At 68.8% G+C, this 19,353-nt stretch carries 16 protein-coding genes; 8 read left to right on the top strand and 8 right to left on the bottom strand.

Features of this window, described 5'->3' with window-relative positions:
* Genes ACFVAE_RS17870 through ACFVAE_RS17885 form a run of 4 tightly spaced genes read right to left on the bottom strand, consistent with a single transcriptional unit; the run spans position 1 to position 5,554 of the window.
* Entirely contained in the window at positions 1 to 1,935 is a 1,935-nt protein-coding gene (locus ACFVAE_RS17870; RefSeq protein WP_378895201.1) for a DUF2264 domain-containing protein, read from the bottom strand.
* Positions 1,932 to 3,563, bottom strand: a complete 1,632-nt coding sequence (locus tag ACFVAE_RS17875; protein ID WP_378895204.1) for a hypothetical protein — start codon at positions 3,561 to 3,563, stop codon at positions 1,932 to 1,934. Before ACFVAE_RS17875 ends, ACFVAE_RS17870 begins: the two co-directional genes overlap by 4 nt.
* A gap of 40 nt (positions 3,564 to 3,603) precedes the next feature.
* The gene (locus ACFVAE_RS17880; RefSeq protein ID WP_378895206.1) at positions 3,604 to 4,548 is read right to left on the bottom strand and encodes a carbohydrate ABC transporter permease; all 945 of its coding nucleotides are present in this window, start codon (positions 4,546 to 4,548) and stop codon (positions 3,604 to 3,606) included.
* Complete coding sequence (locus ACFVAE_RS17885; protein ID WP_378895209.1) at positions 4,538 to 5,554, bottom strand: ABC transporter permease; 1,017 nt, start codon at positions 5,552 to 5,554, stop codon at positions 4,538 to 4,540. Before ACFVAE_RS17885 ends, ACFVAE_RS17880 begins: the two co-directional genes overlap by 11 nt.
* Before the next feature lie 202 nt (positions 5,555 to 5,756).
* On the opposite strand from ACFVAE_RS17885, the gene ACFVAE_RS17890 reads away from it, so the two are divergent.
* Both ACFVAE_RS17890 and ACFVAE_RS17895 read left to right on the top strand, forming a co-directional pair.
* Positions 5,757 to 6,764, top strand: a complete 1,008-nt coding sequence (locus tag ACFVAE_RS17890; RefSeq protein ID WP_378895212.1) for a hydroxyacid dehydrogenase — start codon at positions 5,757 to 5,759, stop codon at positions 6,762 to 6,764.
* 20 nt (positions 6,765 to 6,784) lie between these two features.
* Positions 6,785 to 7,870 carry a LacI family DNA-binding transcriptional regulator gene (locus ACFVAE_RS17895; RefSeq protein WP_378895215.1) on the top strand — a complete coding sequence of 362 codons (1,086 nt, stop codon included), beginning with the start codon at positions 6,785 to 6,787 and terminating at the stop codon, positions 7,868 to 7,870.
* 13 nt (positions 7,871 to 7,883) lie between these two features.
* Here the strand turns inward: ACFVAE_RS17895 and ACFVAE_RS17900 are convergent, their stop codons facing one another.
* Entirely contained in the window at positions 7,884 to 8,735 is an 852-nt protein-coding gene (locus tag ACFVAE_RS17900) for a LysR family transcriptional regulator (protein ID WP_378895217.1), read from the bottom strand.
* Positions 8,736 to 8,825: 90 nt separating this feature from the next.
* On the opposite strand from ACFVAE_RS17900, the gene ACFVAE_RS17905 reads away from it, so the two are divergent.
* Positions 8,826 to 9,674, top strand: a complete 849-nt coding sequence (locus ACFVAE_RS17905; protein ID WP_378895220.1) for an alkaline phosphatase family protein — start codon at positions 8,826 to 8,828, stop codon at positions 9,672 to 9,674.
* A gap of 31 nt (positions 9,675 to 9,705) precedes the next feature.
* Positions 9,706 to 10,551, top strand: coding sequence for an EamA family transporter (locus ACFVAE_RS17910; protein WP_378895223.1), 846 nt, complete (start codon positions 9,706 to 9,708; stop codon positions 10,549 to 10,551).
* Between the two features lie 139 nt (positions 10,552 to 10,690).
* Here the strand turns inward: ACFVAE_RS17910 and ACFVAE_RS17915 are convergent, their stop codons facing one another.
* Positions 10,691 to 11,449 (bottom strand): MerR family transcriptional regulator, encoded by a 759-nt coding sequence (locus tag ACFVAE_RS17915; protein ID WP_378895227.1) that lies wholly within the window; start codon positions 11,447 to 11,449, stop codon positions 10,691 to 10,693.
* A gap of 62 nt (positions 11,450 to 11,511) precedes the next feature.
* Positions 11,512 to 12,027, bottom strand: coding sequence for a hypothetical protein (locus tag ACFVAE_RS17920; RefSeq protein WP_378895230.1), 516 nt, complete (start codon positions 12,025 to 12,027; stop codon positions 11,512 to 11,514).
* A 40-nt stretch (positions 12,028 to 12,067) separates the two neighbouring features.
* Between ACFVAE_RS17920 and ACFVAE_RS17925 the strand changes: the two genes are divergently transcribed.
* The 4 genes from ACFVAE_RS17925 (at position 12,068) to ACFVAE_RS17940 (ending at position 18,446) form a co-directional block, all read left to right on the top strand.
* Positions 12,068 to 14,479: a glycogen/starch/alpha-glucan phosphorylase gene (locus ACFVAE_RS17925; RefSeq protein WP_378895232.1), complete on the top strand. Its 2,412-nt coding sequence runs from the start codon at positions 12,068 to 12,070 to the stop codon at positions 14,477 to 14,479.
* Positions 14,480 to 14,598: 119 nt separating this feature from the next.
* Positions 14,599 to 16,806 (top strand): M64 family metallopeptidase, encoded by a 2,208-nt coding sequence (locus ACFVAE_RS17930; protein ID WP_378895235.1) that lies wholly within the window; start codon positions 14,599 to 14,601, stop codon positions 16,804 to 16,806.
* 162 nt (positions 16,807 to 16,968) lie between these two features.
* Positions 16,969 to 17,814 (top strand): DUF4097 domain-containing protein, encoded by an 846-nt coding sequence (locus ACFVAE_RS17935; RefSeq protein WP_378895238.1) that lies wholly within the window; start codon positions 16,969 to 16,971, stop codon positions 17,812 to 17,814.
* Positions 17,811 to 18,446, top strand: coding sequence for a PadR family transcriptional regulator (locus ACFVAE_RS17940; protein WP_378895241.1), 636 nt, complete (start codon positions 17,811 to 17,813; stop codon positions 18,444 to 18,446). The genes ACFVAE_RS17935 and ACFVAE_RS17940 overlap by 4 nt, the downstream gene beginning before the upstream one ends.
* Positions 18,447 to 18,666: 220 nt before the next feature.
* On the opposite strand, the gene ACFVAE_RS17945 is transcribed toward ACFVAE_RS17940, so the two are convergent.
* On the bottom strand, positions 18,667 to 19,212 hold the full coding sequence (locus ACFVAE_RS17945) for a universal stress protein (protein ID WP_378895244.1): 546 nt from the start codon (positions 19,210 to 19,212) through the stop codon (positions 18,667 to 18,669).
* Between the last annotated feature and the right edge of the window lie 141 nt (positions 19,213 to 19,353).

The raw sequence follows: 19,353 nt of genomic DNA on the forward strand, positions 1-19,353 counted from the left end.
TCAGACCCGTCGGCCGCCCGGGCGGCCCGGCTGGCCGTCCCACTCGACGACGGTCCGCAGGTCGAGTTCGACGTGGATGCCGTCATCGGGCCAGTCCACGGTGAGCTGCGTGCCCTCGACCGCGACGACGGGGTCGGTGGCCTGATCGTCGCCCTCGCGCAGCAGACGGTGCAGCGCGACATGCACGGTCTCATCCGCATCGCGAGCGGCGGTGAGGACGGGGATGGCGGAGTGCTCCCCCATCGCATTGGTTCCCCGATGGGCGACCGTGCCCGCGGCATCCCAGCCGTACAGGCCGGTGAGCACCGCGCGATGCGCGCCGTTCGAGACCTCGGCCTGCACACCCGCGACCGCGGCGTCGAGCGGTTCGGCGGCGGCGAGCGCGAAGGATCCTTCCCGGATCCGGTCGTGCGAGGCCGGTGCCATCACGAGGTGCGCGCGCACCTCGGTGCCGCGGTTCACCACGGATGCCGTGACGATGCAGGCTCCGACGAGCAGCTTCCCGTCGACCTGCGGATAGTGCACCGACGCGCTCATCGGCCCGTCAGCGGTCTGCCCGCGCAGCTTCACCCTCCTGCTCGGGCGGCCGGCGTCGTCGAACAGGGTGATGTGCCCGTCGACGGCCTCCAGCCATCCGTGGCCGACCTCCGGAGCGGTGTGCGTGGAGTAGGCGAACGAGGCGTAGTGGGGGTCGTCCGGGTCGGGAATGCCGTGCGGCTGCACGGCGAGCTCGGCATGGTCGGACCCGTGGTTCACGAGGATCACCGGGGCGTCGTCGCCCGCCGTGCTCAGCGTCAGTCCGGTGCCGTCGAAGGAGCGGGTGAATGCAGGTCGCTCGGAGGGCACGGCATCCGCCGTCCACACTCGATGACCGGCTTCCAGCGACAGCCCGAGGAAACCGATGCCGGCGAGGTACGGCGATCCGAATCCGCTGTAGTCCTGCATGGCGGGCAGGTACTCGTCGTACCAGCCCAATCCGAGCTGCCCGTCCGCGCCGACGCCGTGCTGCACGAAACCGTCCAGCACCGAGGTGGCGACCTCTCGCGTGCGCGCCGGCGGAAGCGGGCTGATCCCCGAGATCTCCGCGCACCACAGCGGCGCGAGCGCCGCCGTGCGGTACGTCAGCGAGCGCCCGAAGTGCAGCAGCGCGCCGTCGGATGCCACGAACGACGGCAGCCCCTCCGCGAAGGCGGCGAGGCGCTCGAGGTGGCGCTGTCCTTCGAAGGTCTGCGTGCGGTCGGTCATCCGGTACCAGGCCCACAGGTACGGGTGGATGGCCCAGGCGTTGTAGTAGTCGATCGCGTGCTCGGGGCCGTCGGTGTACCAGCCGTCACCGAGATACCACCCCTCGACGCGGGCGACGTTGCGCTCGTTGCGCAGCCCGGAGGCGTCGCCGTCGACGTGCCGGATGAAGGCCTCGGCCATCGCCGGGAAGAGCTGCCAGTTGTTCTGCCAGACCTCGCGCTGCGCATGGTGACGCAGCCAGCCGAGTACCTGGCGCTGCTGCCGGGCATCCAGCCGAGACCAGAACCGATCGCCGGCGGTGTACAGCCCGAAGGCGAGGTTCGCGCCCTCGACGATCGAGTTCGTGATGCCGGTGAGCGGGGTGCGGCAGGTCACGCCGAGCGGCCAGCGGGACGGATGCTCGGGGTCGGTGCCGTCCACGATCGCCTGCGCGTAGAACTCCACCAGCGCATCGGCCTCGGCGTCATCCGCCGTGGCACCCGCGATGCGGGAGGAGGCGAGCAGGAAGCTGCGGCCTATGCTCTCCATCGACTCGCGGCGCACGCCGTCACCGGTCACGCGGCCGGGGAGCACGACCCCGGCCGGGTCGTCCGCGCCGTGCTCGCGCACGGCGCGGAGCCACCGGTCGGCGGTCTCCGTCCAGAAGATGCGGGCGGATGAGCCGTCTGCGGGGTCGTGCTCGGGGGTCACTTGTTCAGCGCCTTCTCGTACTCCTTGCGGATCTTGTCGCCGCCGGCCGAACGCCAGGTCTTGATCGCGGCCTTGACGTCGTCGATGCTCTTGCGACCGGCGATGAAGTCCTGAGCGGCGTCGCTGACAGGCTGCTTGATGGTGCCGCCCTTAGACGCGTTCGTCGGGCTGAACAGGGTGGCGGTCGGGTCCTCGATGCCGAGCGGGATCAGCGACGAGTACGCGGCGTGCGTCTTCCGGATGATCTGCTCCTGGCCCGGCAGGTACAGCACGGGGCTGGGGGCAGCGATGTACTTCCACGGCACCGTGGTGTCGGCCAGCGCGTTCGGGGTCGGGATGGGGTTGCCGTTGGCGTCGAGCGCGTAGTCGGCGCCCTCGACGCCGTAGTTGATCAGCAGATACTCCTCGGTGCCGAACGGGGCGGCGAGCAGGTTCGCGATGCCGAGCAGCTTCTTGATCGAGGCGTCGTCGTTCTTCTTCAGCATCGTGCTGGCGAAGATGATGTTGTCCAGCCACGCGATCGCGTCACCGCCGCCTGCGGCGAACGGCAGGAACGGTGCGGAGTCGGGCACGGTCGCACCGTAGCCGTCCGACTTGAAGAAGGCGGGGAGGCCGTCGTAGATCTGCGCGACCTGACCGGTGGTGAAGGCGTTCACCATCTGCGACTTCGTCCATGCGTCACTGCCGGGCATGATGTAGCCGGCCTTGTTGGCCTTCTGCACGAACGAGATCGACTCGAGGTACTCGTCGGTCTCGATCGCATTGATGAGCTTGCCCTTGACCTCGCGCCACTGGTTCGGCACGCCGAACAGCTGATGGAATGTGCTCAGGCCGAAACCGGTCGACCCGAACGCCCACTGCTTGGCCTTGGCGTCGGTGAGCTCCTTCATCACGGAGAGGTAGTCGTCGGCATTCTTGATCTCGGATGTGTCGGTGATGCCCGCCTCGGCATATCGCTTCGCGTTGTAGAAGCCCAGGCCGGCGGTGCCGCCGCGCGGGATCGGCAGGGTGTAGATCTTGCCGTTCCGAACGGTCTGCTTCCAGTACAGCTCCGGGATGGCGGCGAGGTTCGGATAGTCCTTGATCTTGTCGCCGGACAGGAACGGCGTGAGGTCCTGGCACTTCGCCTGCAGGAATCCGATGATGTCGGGGATCGAGTAGCCGTCGTCGAGGATCATGTCCGGGATGTCGTTGCCGGCGATCGTCGTGTTGATCTTGGTGCTGAAGTCGTCCGCCGAGACGGCGGTGATGTCGAGCTTGCCGCCCAGGCGCTTCTCGACCTCCTGCCAGGCGGGGTTCTTGGCACGGCCGTTCGGCGGCGGGCCGAAGATGTTCGTGATCGCCGAGAAGGTCTCGCCGTTCAGCGGTGGGGTGGTGACGCTGCGCACCGGGTTCTTCGGATAGTTGAAGAACGCGGCGGGGACGCCCTCGGCAGTGCCGGCCAGGTCGGGCTGCAGCCCCTTGGCGGCGACGAACGTCGGCAGCTTCACCGCGTCCGAGGCCGAGGCCACGAGCTCCTCTCGGGTGCCGCAGCCGGCGAGCGAGCCGACGGCGGCGATGCTCAGTGCGCCGAACCCGGCGTATTTCAGGAAGGTACGACGATCAGCAGTGATCTCGTTGATGGACATTACAGGTCCTCTCTTGGGTGGGGAGTTGCGCTAACGGGGGTCAGCCCTTGACTGCTCCGGTGAGCACGCCCTTGGTGAAGTACTTCTGCAGGAACGGGTAGACGCACAGGATGGGCACCAGGCTGATGACCACGACGGCCATCTGGATGGCCTGGCTGGGTGCGGCGATCTCGGCGCCCGCGCTCTGGTCGATCGACGAGCCGAGCAGCACGTACTGCCGCAGCACCATCGCGAGCGGCCACTTGTCGCTGTCGACGTAGAGCATCGCGTTGAAGAAGGCGTTCCAGTACCCGACCGCGTAGAACAGGCCGATCACGGCGATGACGGCCTTCGACAGCGGCAGCACCACGTGCCAGAGGATGCGCATGTCGCCGGCGCCGTCCAGGCGAGCGGCCTCGAGCAGCTCGGCCGGGATGTTCATGATGAACGACCGGATGATGATGAGGTTGAAGGCCGACAGCGCCGTGGGCAGGATGAGCGCCGCGTACGTGCCGAGCAGGCCGAGCTCCTTCACGACGAGGAACGTCGGGATGATGCCGGGCGTGAACAGCATGGTCAGCAGCGCGGTCATCAGGAGGAAGTTGCCCCAGAGCAGCCCGCGCCGCGACAGCCCGTAGGCCATCATCACGGTGAGCGCGATCGACAGCGCGGTGCCCACCAGGGTGATGCCGATGCTGCGCACCAGCGCATCGGTCACGATGCCCCCGGAGAGGATCGTCTTGTAGGCGTCGAGCGTGGGGTGCTGCGGAATCAGCACGAAGCCGTTGTTGGCCGCGATCTCCTGCTGTGTGGAGAGGCTTGTGCCGATCACGACCAGGAACGGGTAGATCACGGCCACGCACACCAGCAGCAGCACCAGGCCCTTGGCACCCTGCGCCGCGACGCTGGGCTTCTCCATCCAGACCGGTCGCCTGGCCTTCAGCCGCTTGGCACCCTTGGCTCCGAGCCGGACGACGGTCGTCGGCGCATTCATCTCAACGGTCACGGGAGTACACCCCATCCTGTCCGAACATGTGAGCGACCTTGTTCGCGCCGAGGACCAGGAACAGCCCGACGACGCCCTTCACCAGGCCGACGGCTGCGGCTGTGCCCCATTGGCCGTCGACGATGCCGTGGTAGTAGACGAAGGTGTCGAGCACCTCGCCCGCCTCGGCACCGACGTTGTTGCGCTGCAGGATGATCTGCTCGAAGCCGACCGAGAGCGCGGAACCGAGGTTGAGGATCAGCAGCAGGATGATGATCGGCATGATGCCCGGGATCGTCACCGCCCAGGTGCGCCGCCACGGGCCGGCCCCGTCGATCGCGGCGGCCTCGTAGAGCTCGTCGTCGATGCTCGCCAGCGCTGCGAGGAACATGATCGTGCCCCAGCCGGCGTCCTTCCAGATCGTCTGCACGGTGACCAGCAGCGGGAAGGTCTCGGGGTTGGTCATCGGGCTGATGGACGGCAGGCCGAGCGACTCGAAGAGGCTCGGGACCACGCCGGTGGGCCCGAGGATCTGCGTGAAGATCGAGATGATGATCACCCAGCCGAGGAAGTGCGGCAGATAGATCACGCTCTGCACGAACTTCTTGAGGCGGGGCGACATGATGCTGTTCAGCAGCAGCGCGAGGGCGATCGGGACCGGGAAGAACAGGATCAGCTGCATCAGCGTGATCACCAGGGTGTTCCGCAGCGCGTACCAGAACATCGGATCCGCGAACGCGGCGACGAAGTTGTCGAGGCCGACCCAGACGCTGTCGACGAAGCCGAGGTACGGCTGGTAGTCCTCGAAGGCGATGATGTTGCCCGGGATCGGCAGCCAGTGGAACACCACGAAGTAGAGGAAGCCGGGGAGCACGAGCAGGAGCATCACCCTGTCGCGGCGGAAGCGCGCGGCGAACGACAGCTTGGTCGCGCCGCGCCGATTCACTCGGCGCGTGCGCGGCACGGCCTCGTGCGACGGCTCAGGCGCGGCCTCTGGGGGCCGGCTCGTGACGGGTGCTGCGGTCACCGCATCCTCCGAACGTCCTTGGTGACGGATGATCAGTCGCTAGTAAGCGATTTCTACAGACGGTAACCCAACATCGTCGAGACTGTCAACGAGAGATCCGATGTTCACCGTAATCCGTGGGATCTGCGCTGGAGAAGGTGGCGCGTCGGTGCGGTAACGTGATAGTAATCGCTTACTACTTTCGATTCGATGGAGAGAACGAATGAGCTGGCTTCCCCGTGTGGCGTTCGCCATGGACCGCGAGTCCCATGCCGCTGCCTTCCCACCGGCGGCACTCGCAGAACTGCGCCAGGTCGCCCGCGTCGTGGACCCCGCGCCGCTCTCCGATCTCGATTCCCCCCATGCCCTTCGCGTGCTGGCCGACACGGAGGTCCTGATCACCGGTTGGGGCACGCCCCGTGTCGACCCGAGCATCCTCGAGAAGGCCCCTGGGCTGCGCGCGATCGTGCACGCCGCCGGCACCGTTCGCCTCTTCCTCGACCCGGCGGTGTTCGACCTCGGCATCCGGGTCAGCAGCTGTGCGAGCGCAAATGCGATTCCCGTCGCCGAGTTCGCCCTCGCCAGCACCGTCTTCGGCCTGAAGCGCGCGAGCCGCTTCGCGGCGCAGCTGCGCGAGACCAAGAGCATCCGCGACCCGCGATCGATGCCCGAGATCGGCACCTACGGGGTCGTGATCGGCGTCATCGGCGCCTCGCGGGTGGGCCGCGAGATGCTCAGGATGCTGCGCACCCTCGACGCCGAGGTGCTGCTCAGCGACCCGTTCATCACGCCCGAGCAGGCCGCCGAACTGGGTGCGGAGCTGGTCGATCTCGCCGATCTGTGCCGACGCAGCGATGCCGTGACCGTGCACGCTCCGCTCACCGATGAGACGGTCGGCATGATCGGCGCCGAGGAGCTGTCACTCATGCACGACGGCACCGTCATCGTGAACACCGCCCGCGGCGCGCTGATCGACACGCCCGCACTCACCGCCGAACTCGTGTCCGGTCGTCTGGACGCCTATCTCGACGTGGTCCATCCCGAGCCGCTGCCCGCGGATTCACCGCTCTACGGCCTGCCGAACGTGGTGATCACCCCGCACATCGCCGGCGCGCTGGGCAACGAGATCGCGCGCCTCGGCGAACTCGCCGTCGCCGAAGTCGGTCGCTTCGCGGCAGGTGGTACGTTCGACCATGAAGTGCGCCCGGCCGACTTCGCGATCATGGCCTGACCGGCCACGGATGGGGGATCGTGTCTTCGACTTCTGACCACGCGTCTCGCCCGGCGACGCGGCGCCCGGCGACGATCAGCGATGTCGCCGAGCTCGCCGCCGTCTCGACCGCCACGGTGTCGCGCGTGCTGAACGCCAACTACCCCGTCGCCGCGGGCACCCGCGATCGCGTGATGCGTGCCGTCGCCAAGCTCGGCTACGCCGCCAACGCGAACGCCCGCGCCCTCGCCCGCTCGGACACCCGCACGATCGGCATCATCGTGCCCGAGCTGGTCGACCCGTTCTTCGGGTACATGGTCCGCGGGCTCGAGCAGGCCGCACAGGCATCCGGCCGACTCGCGATCATCGCGACCACCGGTTCCCGACCCGGTCATGAGATGACCTTGATCGATCTCATGCAGGAACGCCGTGTCGACGCCGTCATCCTGGTCAGCGGAACGAACGTCGACCTGCCCTACCAACGGCAGCTGGTGCAGCGCGCCGAGTCGCTCGAAGCCATGGGCAGCCGCCTGGTGCTGTGCGCGCATCCGGCGCTGACCATCCCCTCGCCGACCCGCTCGGTGGCCTACGACAACGAGGGCGGCGCGTTCGCGGTCACCGAGCATCTCATCGCGAAGGGGCACCGCCGCATCGCCTTCCTCGGCGGCGAGCGCGAGATCCCCTCGATCTCCCGACGCCTGGACGGCTATCTGCGCGCGCTCCAGTCGCGCGGCATCGAGATCGACGAGACGATCATCCGCGCCGAGGGTTTCGGCCGCGCAGCCGGCCATGCCACGACGCAGGCCCTGCTCCACGACTCGCCGGACGTGACGGCGATCTTCGCGGTGAACGACACGATCGCAGCCGGCGTCTACGACGGGCTGCGGGATGCCGGGGTGCGCATCCCCCAGGACATGTCCGTGGTGGCCTACGACGACACCCCGCTGGCCGTCGACCTGTCGCCGAAGCTCACGACCGTGCATGTGCCGCTCGAGCAGATGGGCCGCGAGGCGCTGCGCGCGGCGCTGTCCGAGCACGACGCCTTCGCCCGGACCCCCGAGGACGATCTCATCCTCGGTACGTACCTCGTGCACCGCGACTCGGTCGCCGCTCCGCCGACGCGCTGACCACGATCTTCCGTCAGGCGCGCAGCGCGGCCATCAGGGCGCGCCAGGCGACAGTCCCCTCGAAGCCCGCCCGGCAGACAAGGTACTCGGTGAGCGCGATCCTGGGCCCGATCAGGTCGAGCATCACCAGGCGCGGGTCGTCGAGCATCTCGTCCTCGGCGACGATCCCCACCCCCAGTCCGGACGCCACGGCCGCCACCACGGCCTCGCGTGTGTCCGCCGTCATCGCGTAGGACAGCGGCACCCCGGCATCCGCTGCCGCGCGCTCGAGTGCGGCCCGCGTGACGCTCCCCTGCTCCCGGCCGATCAGGGGCTCCCCGGTGAGCTCGACGAGCGGGAACTGCTTGCCGCCGGCACGCGGATGATCGGTGCGGACGACGGCGACGAGCTCCTGCTCGCGCAGCACCATCCGGTGCAGAACGGGGTCCTCGGGCACCTCCGCCGCCACGCCGATCTCCGACGCCCCGCTGCGCACGGCCGCGAGCGCCTCCGTCGCGTTCCCGCCGGTCACGGCGAACCGCAGATCCGGATGCGCGGCGCGCATGCGCGCGAGCAGCGGCATGAGGTATCCGGGGGCGTCGGCGGCGATCCGCAGTGGCTCTCCGCCGAGGCGCTCGGCCTGTGCGAGGCGCTGCTCGGCGCGGTCGGCGAGCGCGAACAGCGGCCGCGTGATCTCATGCAGCGCGGCTCCTTCAGGCGTCGGCTCGCCCGTGGATCGGTCGACCAGGCGCAGCCCGCGCGCTTTCTCGAGCGCCGAGAGCTGGGCCGACACCGCCGGCTGGCTGACGCCGAGGACGCGGGCCGCTGCGGCGAATCCGCCCTGGGAGATCACCGCTTCGAAAACGCGGAGCTGCGCGAGGGTCATAAGTTCACCTTATGTTCACATAACTGCGGTTGTGCATGCGACTCGGGAGTGCCCGCCTAGCGTTGATGCGTACCCGAGGAGAGGATCGCGATGACCGCGCAGCATGTGCTGATCATGGGATGGGACGGCGTGCGCGACGACGTGCTCCGCGCGGTTCGGACCCCGCACCTCGACGCGCTCGCCGCGCGAGGCTTCCTCGCCACCGTGCGCGTGCACGATGCGAACCCCACGATCTCCGGCCCCGTGTGGTCCACGATGGCCACCGGCGTGTATCGCGACAGGCACGGCGTGCACGACAACGACTTCCGCCGGAACGCGTTCGACCGGCATCCTGATCTGCTTCGCCGGGTGCGTGAGGCGCTGCCGGGCGCCACGACCTTCGCCGCGGGCGCCTGGGCGCCCCTCGTGGAAGAGGTGTCCGGCGGTCCGCTGTTCCACGAAGGCGGCTACCGCCCGCCGCTTCCGGCGGGCATCGAGGACACCGACGCGCTCGATCAGATCGCCGCGATGGATGAGTCGGTCACCGCCCGCGTCGCCCGGGAGCTCCTCAGTGCCGATCATGCGGCGGTCTTCGCCTACCAGCTGCTGCCCGACATGGTCGGGCACACCGAGGGCGTCACCGACCGGTATCGCACCGCGATCGAGGCCTGCGACGCGCATCTCGGCGTGCTGCTCGCCGCGATCGATGCCCGGCAGGCGCGCGCCGACGAGGACTGGACCGTCATCGTCCTGACCGATCACGGCCACCGCGACACCGGGCACCACGGCGGGGACAGCGACGAGGAGCGACTGGCCTGGATCGCGGCTGCGGGGCCCGGCATCCACGCGGGATCGCAGCCGGTGGTCGATCACGCCGATGTGCTGCCGCACGTGCTGGCGGCGCTGCGCCTGCCCGCCGATGACGAGCTGCCCGGCTTCGCGTTCGGCTCGCGCCCGTGACATCGATCCATCCTCCGGCTGCGACCGCGGCATGAGCGCCGTCGTCCTTCTCGCCGTGCTCGGCTCGGCGGTGATGCACGGCAGCTGGAACGCGATCGCGAAGGCGATCCCCGATCGGCTGGTGTCCTCGTCGCTGATCGGCCTCGTCTATCTCGTGGTCGGCGGCGCCGGATGCCTGCTGCTGCCGCTCCCGGACGCGGCATCGTGGCCGGCGCTGCTGACCTCGGTCGTCCTGCAGACCGCGTACTTGATCCTGCTCACCGCCGCCTACGCGCACAGCGACTTCGGCGTCGCCTACCCGCTCACCCGCGGACTCGCGGTGCTCGGCGTGACCGTGCTCGCCGTGACGATACTCGGCGAGCGACTCACCGCCCTGCAGTTCGCCGGCGTCGCGATCGTCATGGGCGCACTGTTCACGCTCGCCTTCGCCCGACGGCAACGCACCTCGCGGCGCGGGATGCTGCTGGCGGTCGCGGTCGGCGTATGCGTCACCGCGTACTCCTTCGTGGACGGCCTCGGAGTGCGGGCATCCGGCGCGCCACTGAGCTACGCGACCTGGCTGTTCTTCCTACAGGGCGTGACCATCCCGCTGTGCTGCCTGCTGCTCGCCCGCGACCGCCGCGCACACGTGGCCGGTCTGCGCCGGCACGCACCGGTCGGCGCGATCGGCGGTGTCCTGTCGCTGGTCGCGTACACGATCGTGGTGTGGGCGCAGTCGGTCGCGCCGCTCGCGCTGGTGTCCGCGCTGCGCGAGACCGGCGTTGTCGCCGCGGGGCTGATCGGGCTGCTGGTGTTCAAGGAGAAGCCTGGCGCCGTCGGCATCACGGCGACCGTCGCCGCGGCACTGGGCATCGTCGCGATCCGGCTCGGGATGTAGCCTTCCGGTCGCAGTCCGTCCCGGAACCGGCGGGTGACGCGCGTGCCCATCTTCGGATGCCGCAGCACGACGCGCCGGGATCCGTGAGGATTCACCGGCGCGCCGCGCGTCTCATCCGAAGTTGAGCACATCGGCGGGCTCACAGGTTCGCGTCGGCGTACTCGCGCAGCGCGTCGCGGACGAACTCCGCACCTTGCGCTCCGCCGTAGTTCGCGCCGAAGCGCGGGTCTGCGACGTACATCTCGCCGAGTCCGATCACGTAGCCCTTGATGTCGCCGCCGGGGGCGGCGGCGGGGGTGCCCGGCACTCCGCTGAGCCACTCGACGTGCCGGCGCGCCAGCGCCTGCGCCTCGTCGGATGCCGGGTCGATGTCGCTCTCGGCCGCCGCGATCCAATCGCGGTTCAGGTCCGAGACCCTCTTTTTCCAGGCATCCTGCTCGGCGGAGGACATGCCGCGCCACCAGCGGTCGCCGTCGGCGTAGGCCTTCCGGCCCCAGCGCTCCTCGACCTCCTCCTTGTACTGTGTGTGATCGAACCCGTCGAACATGTTCTCTGCCATGAGGGTTCCTCCTTCTGTCAATGCGGTGATGGTGTTCTCGACGGAGGCGATCTGCCTGGCAAGCCGTTCCTGCTCCTGCCGGAGCAGGGCGAGGTGCGTCTCGAGCGCGGACGCCTCGGACTTCTCGCGCTCGATGACCTCGGCCACCTGCGGCAGCCCGAGTCCGAGCTCCCGCAGCAGCAGGATGCGCTGCAGGCGCACCAGCGCGGCGTCGTCGTAGTGGCGATACCCGTTGGATGCCACGCGCGTGGGCTTCAGCAGACCGATGTCGTCATAGTGGCGCAGCGTTCTGCTGGTCGTGCCCGCGAGCCGGGCGATCTCCTGGATCGACCAGTCCATGGCGTTCCTCCTTCCGTCGATATCTCCACGGTAGAAGTTGACGCTGCGTCAATGTCAAGCGCTCAGTGGATGAGTGCCTTCGCGAGGATGATGACGATGCCGAACGCCGCCGTGGTCAGCGCTCCGAGCAGCCGGATCGGCCACGACGCGCCCCGGCGCCGGAACGCGATGTAGCCGAGGACGGCCAGCACCGCGACGCACATCCACAGCGCCAGCCAGATTGTCAGTTTGTCGCTGATCAGGCGCGCACTGCCCATCAGCAGGATCAGCAGCGGGATCAACGACGAGAGCAGCAGACCCATCGAGCGCTTCAGCGCATGCCGGAACGACTCTCCGAGGCCCACGACGCGGTCGCGATCCAGGCCGTGGCCGGCCACGGTTCCGGCGTACAGATGCGCCAGCCAGAACACGACCACGGTGACCAGCACGGTCCAGAACACCTTCAGCGAGGTGGCTCCGTGCGCCCCCGAGACGGCGATCATGCCGGCGACGAGGATGACGCCGTAGACGGCCTCCTCGGTCGCGAAACTCGCGCGCAGCAGGCGCGCCGCGGGGGATTCGGTACTGCGTTCAGGCACGCACCAAGAATACGAGTCGCGGCCGCGTTACGGTCATAGGGTGACCGCACCCGAGAGCACCAGCCCGAGGCATCCGCTCGCCCTCGCGAACGTGATCGCGCCGCCTGCGACAGTCGACGGATTCGTCGCCGAGTTCCTGCTGAACCTCGCGCAGGATCGCGGGGTCTCGCTGCAGGATTCGACCGTCGACGATCGCTATCTCGCCCTGGTGCGCACCGTGCGAGGACACCTCGCCGCACGGCGTCTCGAGACCGAGCGCGCGCCGCGCCACGGGAAGACCATCTGCTACCTCTCCGCCGAGTACCTGCTCGGCCGCCAGCTCGACAACGCGCTGCTCGCCACCGGACTCGCGGATGTCGCCGCCCAGGCGCTGGCCGCCTGCGGCGTCGACTTCGACGAGCTGCGCGCGCACGAGATCGAGCCCGGACTCGGCAACGGCGGTCTGGGCCGGCTGGCCGCGTGCTTCGTCGACTCGATGGCCACGCTCGGTGTGCCGAGCATCGGCTACGGCATCCGCTACGAATACGGCATCTTCCGGCAGTCGTTCGAGAACGGACAGCAGGTGGAGCATCCCGATGCCTGGATGCGCGGCGGCTCGCCGTGGGAGTTCCCCCGCCCGGAGCGGGCGCGCACGATCCGGTTCGGCGACCCTGACGCCGGCTGGGCGGTGCGCGCCGTGCCCCATGACTTCATCGTCCCGGGGTACCTCAGCGGCGCCGGCATCCTGCGGCTGTGGAGTGCGGAGGCCCTCGATCCGCTCGACCTGCCGGCGTTCAACGCCGGCGACTACGAGCGCGCGGTGCGCGCGAGGACGTTCGCCGAGAACATCTCGAAAGTGCTCTACCCCGACGACTCGACTCCGCAGGGCAGGCAGCTGCGGCTGCAGCAGCAGTACTTCTTCGCCGCGGCATCCGTCGGCGATGTCGTCGACGACCTGATCGCCTCCGGCGGCGCACTGGACGAACTGCCCGAGCGGGCGATCTTCCAACTCAACGACACGCACCCCGTGATCGCCGTTCCCGAGCTGATGCGCCTGCTGGTCGATGAGCACGGCATGACGTGGGATGCCGCGTGGGCGATCACCCAGCGCTGCTTCGCCTACACCTGCCACACGCTGCTGCCCGAGGCCCTGGAGATCTGGCCGGTCGATCTGCTGCGCGACCTGCTGCCGCGGCACCTCGACATCATCTACCGGATCAACGAGGAGTTCCTCGTCGCCGTGCGCGAACGGTTCGGCGAGGAGCGCGTCGCCGCGATGTCGATCATCGCGGAGAGCCCGGTGCGCGCCGTGCGGATGGCGCATCTCGCGACGATCGCCGGAGCGAAGGTGAACGGCGTCGCCGAGCTGCACTCGCAGCTGCTGCGAGACACGGTGCTCCCCGATTTCGCGGAGTTCTCTCCCGAGAAGTTCACGAACGTCACCAACGGCGTGACGCCTCGCCGCTTCCTGCGGCTGGCGAACCCCGCCCTGTCCGCGCTCATCACCGAGGCGATCGGCGACGGCTGGGTGACCGACCTGGAGCGGCTGCGCGCGCTGGAGCCGTTCGCCGAGGATGCCGCGTTCCGCAGCGCCTTCGCGCAGGTGAAGGCGGGCAACAAGCGGCGCCTGAACGACGTGCTGCGGGTTCGGGACCGCACCGAGATCGACGAGACCCACCTGCTCGACGTGATGGTCAAGCGGCTGCACGAGTACAAGCGGCAGCTGCTCAGGGTGCTGCACGTCGTGGACACGTACGAGGGCGTGGTGTCGGGCCGCGTCGCGGCATCCGCTCTGCAGCCGCGCACCGTGCTCTTCGGCGCGAAGGCGGCGCCGGGGTACGTCATGGCGAAGCGGATCATCCATCTGATCAATGCCGTCGCCGACGTCGTCAACGCCGATGAGCGGCTCGAGGGCAGGCTGCGCGTGCTTTTCCCGGCGAACTACGACGTGACGCTGGCCGAGAACGTGATCCCCGCGGCCGACCTGTCGGAGCAGATCTCACAGGCCGGCAAGGAGGCCTCCGGCACCGGCAACATGAAGCTCGCGCTGAACGGCGCGCTGACGATCGGCACCGACGACGGCGCGAACGTCGAGATCCGCGAGCGGGTCGGCGACGAGAACTTCTTCCTGTTCGGCATGACCGAGCCCGAAGTCGCCGCACTGGCCCCGGTCTACCGGCCGGGCGGGTCAGTGGATGCCGGGGCGCACCGCGCCCTCGACCTGATCGCCTCCGGCGCGTTCTCCGGCGGCGACCGCGCGGTGTTCGAGCCGATCGTCACGAACCTGCTCACCGAGGACCGGTACATGGTGCTGGCCGACTACCGCGCCTACGCCGACGCGCAGGCGCGCGTGGACACCGCCTACGCCGATCAGGATGCCTGGACGCGGGCCGCCGTGCTGAACGTGGCGCGCAGTGGGTACTTCTCCTCCGACCGCGCGATCCGCGACTATCTGGAGCGCGTCTGGGCCTGAATCGGCTCCCGCGAATCATCCCCTTTGTCGATCGATAACGATCGATAAAACGATCGATTCGTCACGATCGATCACGATAGCCTCGTGCCAACCGTCGGATCTCAGCGAGGAGAAGGAACGTGACCACACGATCGAAGACGATCGCCGGAATGACGGTGGGAGCCCTGCTCGCCGTCGGCATGCTGATGGCTCCGGCCGCCGGCGCCGCTCCGGTGACACCGCCCAGGGCCGCCGCGGCGGCGACCGCCTACGACACGGCCGATGCGACCGTCGTCCCCGTCCACATCAGCGGCGACCCGGCCAAGCGCTGGAACCTCGTCGTGCTCGGCGACGGATTCACCGCCGACGAGATGGGTGAGTTCGACGCGGCCGTCGAGCGGCACATGAACGTGATGTTCAGCCTGGAGCCGTACCGCAGCTACAAGAACTACATCAACGTGTACGCGGTGCGCATCCCGTCGAAGGACTCGGGCACCTCCTGCGAGGACGGCCCGAACGGCGCGCGTCTCGACACGCCCCTCAACATGCGCTTCTGGAGCGGCTGCAGCAAGACCGGCATCGAGCGCCTGCTCGTCATGGACAACACCGCGGCCAAGCGCTATGCCGCGCTCGCCCCGAAGGCCGACCAGATCCTCGCTCTCTCGAACAGCTCGCTCTACGGCGGCGCCGGCGGCTCGTACGCCACGGCCAGCGCGAACAACGCCATGTCGGCGCTAATCTCGCCCCACGAGCTCGGTCACTCGTTCGGCAGTCTGCAGGACGAGTACGACTACTACAGCCGCGGCACCACGACCGGCCCGTACACCGGGGCCGAGCCGTCGTCCAAGCACCACACGATCATGACGGTCGACGAGATGGCCGAGAAGAAGGCGAAGTGGTGGCGCTGGCTCGGCGAGTTCAGCGAGTCCGGCGGCGTCATCGGCACCTACGAGGGCGGCCAGTACTCGAGCACCGGCATCTGGCGGCCGAGCCAGCACAGCATGATGAAGTCGCTCGGGTTCTACATGGATCAGATCTCGCGAGAGATCGTGGCCGCGAACATCTCGGCCTCCATCTCGCTGGTGGACGAGTCCACCCCGACCGACAAGCCCGTCGCCCGCGACGGCAAGGTCTTCGTCGACACCGTCTACCCGGTGTACCACTCCCTGGATGTGACGTGGTCGGTCAACGGCACCGCGGTGCCGGCCGTGAACGGCGACCGCGTCGTCGACGTCAAGGCGCTGCGGGCCGGTCCCGGCGATGTGATCGAGGCCAAGGTCGTCGATCCCACCGAGTTCGTGCGCGACCCGAAGCTGCGCGACGACAAGATGACCGAGACGCTGTCGTGGACTGTCGGCGCGCAGAAGGCCGGGGGCGAGGACGTCGCGGCGAACGTGATCCGTCAGCACACGCCGAACGCCACGCCGGTCGGCGACAAGGACGTGCTGTGGGTGCACACCAGCCACCCGGCAGGCGACCGCCAGGTCATCGAGTGGCGCATCGACAACGGCACGCCGGGCGGCGCACTGCTGGGCCGTGACCCGCAGCTCGACCTGTCGAAGCAGAAGCTTCCCGCCGGCGCGACCGTGAAGGTCTCGGTCTTCGATCGCACCGACCGTCACGCGATGGCACAGGTGAGCTGGAAGGTCGACAACGTCGCCGCGAACACCGAGCCCGTCGTGGGCGAGGCCGTCTCCTCGAGCGTCGACGCGGACGGCGTGCGACACTACGTCGCCGACGACACGTTCACCATGGACCTGAACGGCACCGACGATCAGCCCGGCTACGTGGTGAGCGAATTCCGCGTGGACGGCGACGGATGGCACCACTACTACGGCTGGCCGAGCGACTCGTCCGCACCGTTCCGGTTCACCCCGACCGGGATCAACGTGGACGACCTGGTCTACGGCAACCTCGGCACCGACGGCATCTCGCTGTCGCCGTTCCACAAGCGCACCCCCGGCTACGGCACGCATGAGATCGAGTACCGCTCGATCGACGCGGCGGGCAACATCGCCGACGCGGGGAAGTTCCGCGTCACGGTGCGCGACCCGAAGGCGACGACCGACGAGGCGCTGACGGCCACCGCGTTCGCGCGGTGCCGCGCCGGCCACGTCAGCGTGGATCTGACGGTCACCAACAACGGCGCATCCGCCGTCGACGCGACCGCGACCGGTGCGATCGGCAGCGCGAGCCTGACCGGAATCGCTCCGGGAGCGACCGCGAAGGCCACGCTCAGCACCGACCGTCTGGCCGTCGAGAACGGCGAGATCGTGGTGAAGGCGACCGGTGGCGCGTCGCCGGTGACCATCACGATCCCGCAGAACCGGTACGCCTGCCACAGCTGACGGACCGATTTCGATCGATGCATGATCCGGCGGCCGGAGCCTCGCGCTCCGGCCGCCGAGTCTTTTGCACCACGAGGGGGTTGACAGACTCGCGATATATCGTGTTATCCTCGAAACACGCGATATATCTCGATATCGCCGCTCACATCAGGAGAAACTCACATGACCGAGAAGTGGCTCATCGCCCCGGGCGAGGAACGCGTCATCGACATCGCCACGGCGACCCGTCTCAAGGTCGGCCTCGTCGGCGGCCAGGTCGACATCGTCGCGCACGACGAACCGGGCATCCGCATCGAGGTGCACGGCGTCACCATCAAGGACCTCCGCGTCGAGTCCGACGGCACTCAGGTCGAGATCGACCACCCGCAGCTGGGCTGGGACAACTTCCTCGAAGTGTTCCGCAACTTCGGCTCCGGCGGCCCCAAGGCCGAGATCAGCGTCGCGGTCCCCCGCGCCATCGCCCTGAACCTCGGCGTCGTCAGCGCCGGCGCCCTCGTCTCCGGCATCCGCAACGACACCCGCCTGAACACCGTCTCGGGCGACATCATCGTCGACACCCTCGTCGGCGACCTGACCGTGAACTCGGTCTCGGGCGACGTGCAGATCCGCGACCTCACCGGCTCCCTGAACGCGAACAGCGTCTCGGGCGACGTGGCCGTCACCGGCAACGTGCGCAAGGCGACCATCGACACGGTGTCCGGCGCGACTCTCGTCGACGCCTCCGGCAACGTGAACACGATCAACCTCAACACCGTCTCCGGTGCCGCGACCATCCGCCTCGACGAGACGCTCCCCGCCAACTACGTCATGCGCTCGATGAGCGGCCGCATGACGGTCGACGGCGTGCAGCGCTCGCAGAGCGGCCCCAGCAACTTCACCGGCTCGACCGGCGAGCTCGCGGGCAGTTTCGTCGACGTGCGCGCGAACACCGTCTCTGGCGGCATCACCGTGCTGCGCCGGCCGCTGACCACCGTCGCGGACGACCCGGAATGGGAGGAGGGGGCATGAGTCCCGCGGTCTTCTCGCACGGCGACCTGAGGCTCTACCTGCTGTCGCTGCTGGCCGAGGCGCCGCAGCACGGCTACGGCATCATCCAGGCGCTCACCGACCGCACCGGCGGCACCTACACGCCCAGCGCCGGCACGATATACCCCCGCCTCGCCAAGCTCGAGGAGGAAGGGCTGGTCACCAAGACGGTCGACGGCCGCACCACGATCTACGCGATCACGGATGCCGGACGCGCGGAGCTCGCGTCCCGGTCGGACGACCTCGCGGGCATCGAGGACGGCCTGGCCGACTCGGTGCGCCTGATCGCGAACGAGGTCCGCCAGAGCGTGCAGGAGGCGATGAAGAGCCTGCGGGCCGACCTCGCCGCGGCGGAGCAGCAGGACCGCAAGGCGGCGAAGAACACGCCGCCCCGCGCCCCCGGCTACGACGACGAGCGCGTGATCGCGCGCGAGAACCTGCAGCGAGCGGATGCCTCGATCAATGCGTTCCGGGCACGGGTGCGCAGCGACCTGCGCACGCACGTCGCGCGCGGCGGCGCGCTGCCGACGACGGTCGTGAGCGACCTCGAGTCGGCGATGGATGCCGCGGCGAAGGCCGTGACGAGCGCGCTGGCGACATCAGCCGACCGGTGAACGCCCTTCGTCTCGCTGCGCTCGCTCAGGGTGCGGAGTCCCGGGCCCTGAGCGAGAACGTCAGAGTCCGTAGTACCCGGGCCCTGAGCGAGGAGCGCAGCGACGAGACGAAGGGTCGCTGCGCTCGCTCAGGGTCCGGATTCCCGGGCCCTGAGCGCCCTTCGTCTCGCTGCGCTCGCTCAGGACCCGGAGTCCAGAGCGACGAGACGAAGGGTCGAGGTCACTCCTCCGGCCAGAGGTCCTTGTTCTCCTTGCCGGACTCCTCTTCCTGAGGGATCACGAGTACGTTCCGGTGCTGGCGGTGCGCGAGGCGGGCGGCGACCGAGCCGGTGAAGAACTCGCGCACCGACTCGCCGAATCCGCGCCGGCGGGTGCCGATCACGATCAGTTCGGCATCGAGCTTGTCGGCGAGCTGCTTGATGGCCAGGGCCGGGTCGCCGACGAGCTGCCGGGCGGCCCAGGTGAGGCCGGAGTCCTTCAGCGCAGCATCCGCGACCTTCTGCACCTCCTCGAACTCGGCGGCACCGAGGTCGACGTTCAGGTCGATGGGTGCGGAGTGCACGTAGCCGTCCGGATCCTCATAGGTCACGAAGCGACTGACGTCGACATGCACGACGACCAGCGGCGAACCGAGCAGTTTCGCGTACTTGGCCGCTTCCTTCAGGACGTGACCCGGTTGACCAGGCTGCAGGCCGACGATGACGGCCTTCTGCAGCTCGTCGTTCGAGATGCTCTCGTCAGACGGGGTGGAGGTGGGTTCTGTCATGGCGATCTCTCCCTTCACCGGCGCCGCCAAGAGGGCTCATGCCCTGGCGTGCGTGCTATCCTGAATGCTACTCTTACCGGCCTCGAGCCGGTGCCGTGGATAAGACATCGGGCCCCGCACAGCCCGTTGCTGAACTCGTAA

This window comes from Microbacterium sp. NPDC057659, from assembly GCF_042799915.1.
Lineage (GTDB): Bacteria > Actinomycetota > Actinomycetes > Actinomycetales > Microbacteriaceae > Microbacterium.

Coding starts and splice junctions, on each gene's coding strand:
- ACFVAE_RS17875 (WP_378895204.1), bottom strand. CDS start 3,563: ATGTCCATCAACGAGATCACTGCTGATCGTCGTACCTTCCTGAAATAC.
- ACFVAE_RS17890 (WP_378895212.1), top strand. CDS start 5,757: ATGAGCTGGCTTCCCCGTGTGGCGTTCGCCATGGACCGCGAGTCCCAT.
- ACFVAE_RS17900 (WP_378895217.1), bottom strand. CDS start 8,735: ATGACCCTCGCGCAGCTCCGCGTTTTCGAAGCGGTGATCTCCCAGGGC.
- ACFVAE_RS17905 (WP_378895220.1), top strand. CDS start 8,826: ATGACCGCGCAGCATGTGCTGATCATGGGATGGGACGGCGTGCGCGAC.
- ACFVAE_RS17910 (WP_378895223.1), top strand. CDS start 9,706: ATGAGCGCCGTCGTCCTTCTCGCCGTGCTCGGCTCGGCGGTGATGCAC.
- ACFVAE_RS17915 (WP_378895227.1), bottom strand. CDS start 11,449: ATGGACTGGTCGATCCAGGAGATCGCCCGGCTCGCGGGCACGACCAGC.
- ACFVAE_RS17935 (WP_378895238.1), top strand. CDS start 16,969: ATGACCGAGAAGTGGCTCATCGCCCCGGGCGAGGAACGCGTCATCGAC.
- ACFVAE_RS17940 (WP_378895241.1), top strand. CDS start 17,811: ATGAGTCCCGCGGTCTTCTCGCACGGCGACCTGAGGCTCTACCTGCTG.
- ACFVAE_RS17945 (WP_378895244.1), bottom strand. CDS start 19,212: ATGACAGAACCCACCTCCACCCCGTCTGACGAGAGCATCTCGAACGAC.